Origin of the sequence: Mycobacterium sp. (assembly GCF_049280035.1) — a bacterium.
Taxonomy (GTDB): Bacteria; Actinomycetota; Actinomycetes; order Mycobacteriales; family Mycobacteriaceae; genus Mycobacterium.
The window spans coordinates 1-9265 of sequence record NZ_JBAPPI010000279.1 but is presented as its reverse complement, the minus strand read 5'-3'; the positions used below and the strand labels follow the sequence as shown (position 1 = coordinate 9265).

The 9265-nt window shown below is 65.5% G+C and carries 7 protein-coding genes and 1 pseudogene; 5 read left to right on the top strand and 3 right to left on the bottom strand.

Annotated elements, in window-relative coordinates; all coding sequences use genetic code 11:
* Together WAN71_RS09280 and WAN71_RS09275 are read left to right on the top strand one after the other, a co-directional pair.
* A pseudogene (locus WAN71_RS09280) lies at positions 1–347 on the top strand (alpha/beta hydrolase); the annotation flags it as partial.
* A 67-nt stretch (positions 348–414) separates the two neighbouring features.
* Positions 415–1122 carry a TetR/AcrR family transcriptional regulator C-terminal domain-containing protein gene (locus WAN71_RS09275; protein WP_422225048.1) on the top strand — a complete coding sequence of 236 codons (708 nt, stop codon included), beginning with the start codon at positions 415–417 and terminating at the stop codon, positions 1120–1122.
* Here the strand turns inward: WAN71_RS09275 and WAN71_RS09270 are convergent.
* Positions 1119–2294, bottom strand: coding sequence for a thiolase family protein (locus tag WAN71_RS09270; protein ID WP_422225047.1), 1176 nt, complete (start codon positions 2292–2294; stop codon positions 1119–1121). The genes WAN71_RS09275 and WAN71_RS09270 overlap by 4 nt on opposite strands.
* Before the next feature lie 147 nt (positions 2295–2441).
* Here WAN71_RS09270 and WAN71_RS09265 point away from each other — a divergent pair, with 147 nt between their 5' ends.
* The gene (locus WAN71_RS09265; protein WP_422225046.1) at positions 2442–3374 is read left to right on the top strand and encodes a LysR family transcriptional regulator; all 933 of its coding nucleotides are present in this window, start codon (positions 2442–2444) and stop codon (positions 3372–3374) included.
* A gap of 2 nt (positions 3375–3376) precedes the next feature.
* On the opposite strand, the gene oxc is transcribed toward WAN71_RS09265, so the two are convergent.
* On the bottom strand, positions 3377–5077 hold the full coding sequence (gene oxc / locus WAN71_RS09260) for an oxalyl-CoA decarboxylase (RefSeq protein WP_422225045.1): 1701 nt from the start codon (positions 5075–5077) through the stop codon (positions 3377–3379).
* Positions 5078–5646: 569 nt separating this feature from the next.
* Here oxc and WAN71_RS09255 point away from each other — a divergent pair.
* Together WAN71_RS09255 and WAN71_RS09250 are read left to right on the top strand one after the other, a co-directional pair.
* A complete protein-coding gene (locus tag WAN71_RS09255; RefSeq protein WP_422225044.1) occupies positions 5647–7197 on the top strand; it encodes a FadD7 family fatty acid--CoA ligase in 1551 nt (516 codons plus the stop codon).
* Complete coding sequence (locus WAN71_RS09250) at positions 7194–8780, top strand: gamma-glutamyltransferase family protein (RefSeq protein ID WP_422225049.1); 1587 nt, start codon at positions 7194–7196, stop codon at positions 8778–8780. The genes WAN71_RS09255 and WAN71_RS09250 overlap by 4 nt, the downstream gene beginning before the upstream one ends.
* On the opposite strand, the gene WAN71_RS09245 is transcribed toward WAN71_RS09250, so the two are convergent.
* The coding region (locus WAN71_RS09245; protein WP_422225043.1) for a phosphoribosylglycinamide synthetase C domain-containing protein at positions 8777–9265 on the bottom strand (489 nt) is incomplete at its 5' end. The two genes, WAN71_RS09250 and WAN71_RS09245, sit on opposite strands and share 4 nt — an antisense overlap.

Here is a 9265-nt window from a genome sequence, read left to right as displayed (position 1 = left end):
ACGGCGCGCTGTTGCTCGGCGGTCGGCTCGGGGCGCCCCGCACCGCAGCGATCTGCGCGGTGAGCCCGGCGCTGTGGTTGTCGTCCGGGGCGGCCGCGCCGGGCGCATTCGACGGTCCTGACGATTTCGCGGCCAACTCGGTATTCGGGATGCCCGCGCTGGCGTCGATCCCAATCAGGGTCGACTGCGGCAACAGCGATCCGTTCTACGGAGCGACAAAGCAGTTCGTGGCTCAGCTGCCCAGCCCGCCGTCGGGCGGGTTCTCGCCCGGCGGACACGACGCATCGTTCTGGAGTTCGCAGCTGCCCGCCGAATTGACCTGGATGGCACCGCTGCTAACTGCGTAAGTCATTATCAGAAGCCTTACGATATTTGATACGATAGCGCATTCTTTAGTGTCGGAGGTTACCGGAATTGGCCAGGCAGGCAGTCGCAGACAAGCGGCAGCGCCGTCAGCGTGGATCGATCAACGTCGACGAAATCATTAACGGCGCGTTTGAAGTAGCCAAGGAAGTATCGGTTGACGGCTTGAGCATGCCGCTGTTGGCCAAGCACCTCGACGTCGGCGTGACGAGCATTTACTGGTACTTCCGGAAAAAGGGCGATCTGCTCAACGCGATGACCGATCGCGCCTTGGGCCAGTACGACTTCGCGACGCCGTTCGTCGAGGGCCAGGATTGGCGGGATTCGTTGCGCAATCACGCTCGCAAGATGCGCCAGACGTTCCGCAGCAATCCGATCCTCTGCGATCTGATCCTGATCCGCGGCACCTTCGGCCGGGAGGCAACGCAGGCCGCCTTCCAGAAGCTCGAAAAAGCGGTTGCCACCCTGGTGGAGGCGGGCCTATCGCCCGAGGACGCGTTCGACACCTACGCCAGCATCTCGGTTCACACCCAAGGTGCGGCGGTGTTGGAACGGCTACAGGACAGATCCGGCGGGGCGCAACCCTATCGCCGCAGCGGAACTTCGGTCATCGATGCCGAGACCATGCCGCTGATCGCCGAACTGACCGAGAAAGGTCACCGGATCGGCGTCGCCGACGACATCAACTTCGAGTACGGCCTCAACTGCATTCTCGAGCACGCAAGCCGGCTCATCGCCGCGCGTCGAGAAGCCGGTTAGACCTCGACGACGACGGCGCCACCCTGACCGCCGCCCGCACACATCGCTGCCACACCGATCCCGCCACCGCGGCGGCCCAATTCATGCACCAGCGTGGTGAGCATCCGCGCGCCGCTAGCCGCAATGGGGTGGCCCAGGCTGCACCCACTGCCGTAGGTGTTGACCCGGTCCTCGTCGAGCCCGTACTCGCGGCAGGCGGCGATCGGCACCGAGGCGAACGCCTCGTTGATCTCCCACAGCGTGACGTCGGCGGGGGCCAGACCGGCCCGGTCCAGCACCTTGCCGATCACCCGCACCACGCCCAAACCGGTGTCGCGTGGCTCGACGCCGACCGAGGCCCATGTCTTGACCGAGCCCAACACCGTCAACCCGGCAGATCGGGCGAAGTCGTCGTCGGTCAACGTCAGCGCGGCAGCCGCATCGTTCGTACCGCTGCTGTTGCCAGCGGTGATGGAAAACCCGTCGATCTCTGGATGCAGCACTTTCAGCGACGCGAGCTTCTCTATGCTGGTGTCGCGGCGCGGGTGTTCGTCAACGCTGAAGTCCACCAGCGCATCGTCGGGGCCTTGAATTTTCAACGCGACGATCTCATCGAGGAAAGCACCGTTGTCGATCGCGGCGATGGCACGCTGGTGCGAGCGCAACGCCCAGGCATCCATCTCTTCGCGGCTGATCCCGACTGCCTGGGCGGTGTTCCACCCCACGGTGATCGACATGTCACGGGTCGGCGCGTCGGGTGCCTCCACATGGGTGGGCGGGAGCCACTGGTCTTGGAATTCCAGGGTCGGCCCTGGGATGCGTTGCTTCATCAGCGGAGTCATTGACAGCGACTGCACTCCGCCGCTGACCACCGCGCGCTCGACGCCGGAACCGATCTGCGCGGCCGCGTTGGCTACCGCGGTCAGGCTGCCCGCACAATGCCGGTTGACGGCCTGACCGGGTACTGACGCCATCCCCGAGGCCGCCGCCGCGTAGCGCGCCAGATCGCCTCCGCCGTAGTGGGATTCGGCGAAGATCACATCGTCGATATCGGCCGGCTCGAGCCCGGACCGTCGGACCGCTTCTTGCAGGATTGTGGTGGCGAGGATCTCGGGCGGAGTATTGACCAATGAGCCCTTGAACGACGTCCCGATAGCGGTCCGGACGGCACTGACGATGACGGGCTTGGACATAGGTCAACCTTCGGGATTCGGGGGCTCTGAAAGTACGCTGAGACAGCAATCGTATCAGCTACCGTAGTGACGACGATATCGGGTGCTTGCTGGCTGTGGGGCACGCTGAGACACTTGGGTCCTGCGCCCATCCGGACGGAGGTGCCGATGCTCTTTCGTCAGCTGGAGTACTTCGTCGCGGTCGCCCAGGAGCGACACTTCGCTCGGGCGGCCGAGAAGTGTTACGTGTCGCAGCCCGCTCTTTCGGCCGCAATTGCCAAACTCGAACGCGAGCTTGACGTCACACTCATCAACCGCGGGCACAGCTTTCAGGGGCTGACAGCCGAGGGCGAGCGTTTGGTGGTGTGGGCCAAGCGAATTCTCGCCGAGCATGACGCTTTCAAGGCCGAGGTACGCGCGGTCCGTTCTGGGATCACCGGCACACTTCGGCTGGGGACCGTACCAACGGCTTCCACGACAGCATCGTTGGTGCTCTCGGCGTTCTGTTCGGAGCACCCGTTGGTGAAGGTGCAAATCCATTCCCGCCTGGCAACCACTGAGCTGTACCGACGTCTGCGGGATTTCGAGCTGGAAGCCGCGATAGTGCACAGCGTTCCCGAAGAGGCCCGCGAGGTGGAACTGGTCCCGCTGTACGAGGAACGCTATGTCTTGCTTGCGCCGGCCGACATGCTGCCCGCAGGCACGTCGACGGTGCGCTGGCCGGATGCGGCACAGCTGCCGCTGGCGTTGCTGACGTCGGACATGCGGGACCGGCAGGTCATTGACGCGGCCTTCGCCGACCACGCCATCACCATCACCCCGCAGGTCGAGACGGACTCGGTGGCTTCTATGTTGGCGCAAGTCGCCACCGGAAATTGGGCGTGTATCGTCCCGCACACCTGGCTATGGACCAGCCTGATGGCCGGGGACATCCGCGTGTTCGAACTCGTCGATCCGGCCCTCACTGCGCAGATAACCGTCGCCACCAACTCCGCAGAGCCGGGATCGCCGATAGCCCGCGCATTTTCAGCATGCGCGCAAAAGCTGTCGCTGAACGAGTTTTTCGACGCCCGGTTGCTCGGAATTACAAGGCGGCGCTGAGACTACCCGCTGGCGGCAGCGCTTTTTGGGTTGAGGCTGGTCAGGTGTCCGCTTTCCACACCCGCGGCAGGGTCAAGCTCGCAGTCCACGATCGCCGGCCCCTTGGATACCAGCGCGTCGGTTAACGCGGACTGCAATTCGGCAGCAGTGGTGACGTGATAACCCTTGCCGCCGAAGGCCTCTGCGATCAACTCGTGGCGCGCGTTCGGGCTCAGTACGGTAGGCGCCGGGTTCGCGCCTAAGGTCTCGTCACCCCGGTAGACCCCGCCGTTGTTGAGAATGACGACGGTGATCGGTAGCCGGTAACGGCAGATCGTCTCGAATTCCATCCCGCTGAAGCCAAATGCGCTGTCGCCCTCGATCGCCACCACCGGCTGGCCGGTTTCGACCGCCGCGGCGATGGCGTAGCCCATGCCGATGCCCATCACGCCCCAGGTCCCGCTGTCGAGCCGGTGACGCGGCAGTTGCATGTCGATCACGTTGCGGGCGATGTCCAACGCATTGGCGCCCTCGTTGACCAAATACACCCCCGGATGCTGTTGCAGCACATCGCGGACCGCGCGCAGCGCATTGTGGAAGCGCATTGGGTGCGGATCCTCGGCCAAGCGTTCACGCATCGCGGCGTCGTTGTGCGCCCGACGCTCGGCAAGTTCACCGGTCCACGCGGTCGGCGCGACGATCGGATGTGCGTCGAGCCGGCCGAGCAATGCCGACATCACCGAACCGATGTCGCCGGCCAGCGGCGCCGCGATCGGGCGGTTGCTGTCGAATTCGGATGCCGCGACATCGATCTGGACGAATTTCGTGTCGGCTGACCACGGCGGCGACGCACCATGACCCAGTAGCCAGTTCAGCCGGGCGCCGACCAGCATGACCACATCCGCGCGGGCCAGCGCCAGTGAGCGTGCTGCGGCAACCGACTGCGGGTGGGTGTCGGGCAACAGCCCCTTGGCCATCGACATCGGCAGATAAGGAATGCCGGTGGCTTCCACGAATTTTTGGATCGCATTGTCGGCCTGGGCGTATGCCGCGCCTTTCCCAAGGATGATCAGCGGCCGTTGCGCCTGAGCCAGTAACTCGAAAGCACGATCGACTGCCTCGGGCGCTGCCAGTTGGGCTGGATCGGGGTCGATGACCCGCCAGATGGTGTTGGCCGCGGTCTGCGCGTCGATGGCTTGTGCGAGCACGGCACCCGGGATGTCGAGGTAGACGCCGCCAGGTCGTCCGGAGATCGCGGTGCGGATGGCGCGGGCGATACCCAGGCCGATGTCTTCTACTCGGCCGATGCGGTACGCCGCCTTCGCGAACGGTCGGGCCGCCGCAAGCTGATCCAGTTCTTCGTAGTCGCCGCGTTGCATGTCCACCAGGTGCCGCTCGCTCGATCCCGAGATCTGGATCATCGGAAAGCAGTTCGTCGTGGCGTTGGCCAGCGCCACCAGTCCGTTGAGGAAGCCGGGCGCCGAGACCGTCAAGCAGACGCCGGGCCGGCGGGTGAGGAACCCGGCGGCAGCCGCAGCGTTGCCGGCGGAGGTCTCATGGCGGAAACCGATGAAGCGGATCCCTGACTTCTGCGCGATACGCGCGAGGTCGGTGATCGGGATGCCGACGAGCCCGTAGATGGTGTCGACGCCGTTGAGCTTGAGGGCGTCGACGAACACGTGGAAGCCGTCAGTCAGCTCGGGAGGTGCCGATTGGGTGGTCATGGTGACGACTCCTTGTGTGCGAGTGGGCTGGCTACCCGTCCCCACCACTCTTGTCCGTTCCCTCGTCGGGCGTCCAACTCCAAGTTGCTATGCAGCGATAAATGCGGTCTATCGAGCACTAATCCGCTGAGCTATCGGATCACTGCGGGCACTACGGCAATCAGGGTGAGCAAGGATGCCGCGATCCCTAGTGCTGCAACGATGCTGATGAAGACGTACCGTCGGCAGTCGTAATCGTGCGCCATGCCGCAATGCGGACACGGGCGCGTCTCGTTCAACCGCCACCGTGTCGAGAAACTGGTCATGCTCTATCTCCTGACGCTGAATGGGCGGTTGCCCGATGGATCCACTGTCACCCACGGTCCGTAAGGTGTCCAAGACCGGCTTGCTATGCATCGATAGACGACATCGATCGATCGGAGATCGGCCGAAACCGGCTCTCGGGCAGGGGTTTTAGCTTGATAGGCTTCGTCTATCAAGCGTTCGTTCATGGGTATTGGACAGCTGCGTGGCATGAGGGGCATCGTGCAGGTCAAGTCCCGTTTTGCACTGTGGAAGGAGTGGGGAGGATGAAGGCCCACGACACGGCTTCGAGCCCGCATATCGCCGATCTGGTCGCCGCGTCGGCACGTCGCCATCCCAAGGCGCACGCGCTCGTCGTCACCGCCGACCGCACTCCGATCACCTACGGCAACCTGATGCGGCTGGTCGACGATGTGGCCGGACAGCTGACCCACGCCGGCTTGCTGGCCGGCGACCGGGTGGGCCTGCGGGCACCCAGCAGCGCCGAGTTCGTCGTCGGATTGTTAGCGGCTTCGCGTGCGGAGCTCGTCGTCGTCCCGCTGGATCCCGCATTGCCGGTCGCCGACCAGCGTGCCCGGATCACGGCCGCCGGCGGACGAGTCGTCTTGGTCGACGGCGACGCGGCGGGCGAGACCGGCGAGGCCGCTCTGCCGCACTGGCCAATCTCGGTCACGGTCAGCGGAGACGACGGCGCCGTCACCGCTCACGTCGACACCGCCGCGCCGCCATCCCCGGCGAGCGCCGGACCGGACGGATTGCAACTGGACGACGCGCTGATCATGTTCACCGGTGGCACTACCGGCGCTCCGAAGATGGTCCCCTGGACGCACCACAACGTCGCAACCTCAGTCGGAAACGTCGTCGCCAGCTATGGGCTCGGTCCTGCTGATGCGACCCTCGCGGTGATGCCGCTGTTCCACGGCCACGGGCTGATTGCCGCGCTGCTCTCGACTCTGGCATCGGGAGGGACTGTGCTGATTCCCGCCCGCGGGCGGTTTTCTGCGGACACGTTCGACGACGACCTGCGCGCCGCGTGCGCAACCTGGTTCACCGCGGTGCCCACGATTCACCAAATCTTGCTGGGACGCAAGGAGACTGACGCTAGCCCGGAACGGGCCGGGCTGCGCTTCATTCGCAGTTGCAGCGCGGCGCTGAACCCGGAAACTGCCGAAGCGTTGCAGACGACGTTCGGGGCATCGGTGCTATCTGCCTACGGCATGACCGAGGCCACCCATCAGATGGCAAGCACCAGCGAGGACGACACGGTGACGGCCGGCCTCGTCGGCCGATCGACGGGAGTGCAGGTGCAGATCGTCGGCGACGACGGCCGACCCTGCCCACCGGATGCCGTCGGGGAAATCTGGGTCCGCGGCCCCACCGTAGTGCGCGGATACCTGGCCAATCCGAGCGCAACCGAGCAAACGTTCACGGATGGATGGCTACACACCGGCGATCTGGGATCGCTGTCGGGGACTGGAGAGCTAACGCTGCGTGGCCGCATCAAAGAGCTCATCAACCGCGGCGGAGAGAAGATATCGCCGGAGCGGGTTGAGGGCGTGTTAGCCGGTCACCCGAATGTCTTGGAGGCGGCCGTCTTCGGTGTCCCGGACCGACTTTACGGAGAGACGGTCGGTGCGGCGGTGGTGCCCGATCGGTCCGCCCCGCCGACCGCCGCCGACCTCACCGAGTTCTGCCGAGAGCGGCTCGCCGCCTTCGAAGTACCCGCCAACATCGCGCTGACCGACGAGCTTCCGCACACCGCGAAAGGCTCGGTAGACCGCCGAGCGGTGGCCGAGCGGTTCGGGAAAGGCGACTGACCGTGCAGCCATTCGACTGGGACCTGCCTTACGCCTGGCCGCGAAAGCCGGTGCTGGCAAGCAATGTTGTGTGCACAACACAACCGCTTGCCGCCCAGGCGGGTCTTCGGATGCTCGCCGACGGCGGCAGCGCGGTCGACGCGGCCATCGCCACCGCGATCGCCCTCACAGTGGTGGAACCGGTCTCCAACGGCATCGGGTCGGACGCCTTCGCCATCGTCTGGGATGGCCGACAACTGCACGGACTGAACGCGTCGGGGCGCTCACCGGCGGGGTGGACGCCGGAGTACTTCGGCGACAACGGAGTTCCCTTTCTGGGCTGGAATTCGGTGACCGTGCCGGGCGCGGTGTCGGCATGGGTCGAACTGCACGCCAAATTCGGCAAGCTTCCCTTCGGCCGGCTCTTCGAACCTGCAATCGCCCACGGCCGCAACGGCTTCCTGGTCTCCCCGACGATCGCGGAGCAATGGGCCGCAATGGTCCCGCTGTTCGAGTCCCAGCCCGGATTCGCCGAAGCGTTCATGCCCGACGGTGGAGCGCCGAAGCCCGGCGAGCGGGTCACCCTGCCCGACCACGCGGCCACGCTGGAGATGATCGCCGCAACCAACGGCGAGGCGTTCTACCGCGGCGAACTCGCGGCCACGCTGGAAGCCCACTCGACGGCCAACGGCGGCGTCATGCGGGCCAGCGACCTCGCCGCGCACCGGGCCGACTGGGTCGGGACGATCAGCCGCGACTACCGCGGCTACACCATCCACGAGATACCGCCCAACGGCCAGGGCATCGTCGCATTGATCGCCCTGGGCATCCTCGAAGAGTTCGACATGGCTTCGTTCCCGGTCGATTCGGCCGACAGCGTGCATCTGCAAATCGAAGCGGTAAAGCTCGCTTTCGCCGACGCGCAGGCCTACGTCGCCGACATCGAGCACATGGCGGTGCGCCCGGAGAGCCTGCTCGACAAGGAATACCTGCGGCAGCGGGCGATGCTGATCGATCGCAATCAGGCCAAGCCGGCGTCCGCCGGGACGCCGCGTGGGGGCACCGTATATCTCACCGCCGCCGACGCCTCGGGAGTGATGGTGTCGATGATCCAGTCGAACTACCTGGGATTCGGCTCGGGCGTGGTGGTGCCCGGCACTGGGATCTCGCTACAAAACCGCGGCGCGGATTTCGTTGTGACACCAGGACATCCGAACCGAATTGGGCCGAACAAACGGCCTTACCACACCATCATCCCGGGTTTTCTGAGTAAGGACGGCGCGCCGGTGATGAGCTTCGGGGTGATGGGCGGCCCGATGCAGCCCCAAGGCCACGTACAGGTGGTGACCCGCATCGTCGACCACGGCCAGAACCCGCAGGCGGCCTGCGACGGCCCGCGCTTTCGCTGGGCGCAGGGCCTGCAAGTCTGCTGCGAGACGGGTTTTCCGCCGTCAACGCTCGACGAGCTCGAGCGGCGCGGTCATCAGTTGGTTACCGCGGACGACTACAACCAGTTCGGCAGCTGCCAGGCGATCTGGCGGCTCGACGGTGGATATCTCGCCGTGAGCGACCCCCGCCGCGACGGCCAGGCCGTGGGGTTCTAGACGCGGATCTTGTCTGCTGCGGCTGCCAACCCGATATCGGTGCGAAAGTGACTGCCGGGCAGCCGAATTGACCTGAGAATGTCATAAGCGGCAGAACGAGCCTCGGCCAGGTCTGCCCCGGTGCCCACCACAGAGAGCACTCGGCCGCCGGACGACACGATCCCGCCGTCGTCGCGGCGGGCCGTTCCGGCATGCAAAACCCCGTCGGCCTCCGATCCCACCACAACGTCGCCGACCCGTGGCCGGCCCGGATAGTTTTCCGCCGCCAGCACCACCGTCACTGCCGCGCCGTCGCGCCAACGTAGCTCGCCGAATCTGGCCAGCTCGCCGGTGGCTGTCGCATGCAGCAATTGGCCCAGCGGCGAATCGAGCAATGCGAGCACCGAGTGTGTTTCCGGATCGCCGAACCGGCAGTTGAATTCGATCACCGCAGGCCCGTTGGACGTGACCGCCAGACCGGCGTAGAGCAGCCCGGAGAACGGGCT

What these genes read in the sequence shown, in the direction of transcription:
- WAN71_RS09270 (WP_422225047.1), bottom strand. Translation starts at nt 2,294, where the DNA reads ATGTCCAAGCCCGTCATCGTCAGTGCCGTCCGGACCGCTATCGGGACG.
- WAN71_RS09265 (WP_422225046.1), top strand. Translation starts at nt 2,442, where the DNA reads ATGCTCTTTCGTCAGCTGGAGTACTTCGTCGCGGTCGCCCAGGAGCGA.
- oxc (WP_422225045.1), bottom strand. Translation starts at nt 5,077, where the DNA reads ATGACCACCCAATCGGCACCTCCCGAGCTGACTGACGGCTTCCACGTG.
- WAN71_RS09255 (WP_422225044.1), top strand. Translation starts at nt 5,647, where the DNA reads ATGAAGGCCCACGACACGGCTTCGAGCCCGCATATCGCCGATCTGGTC.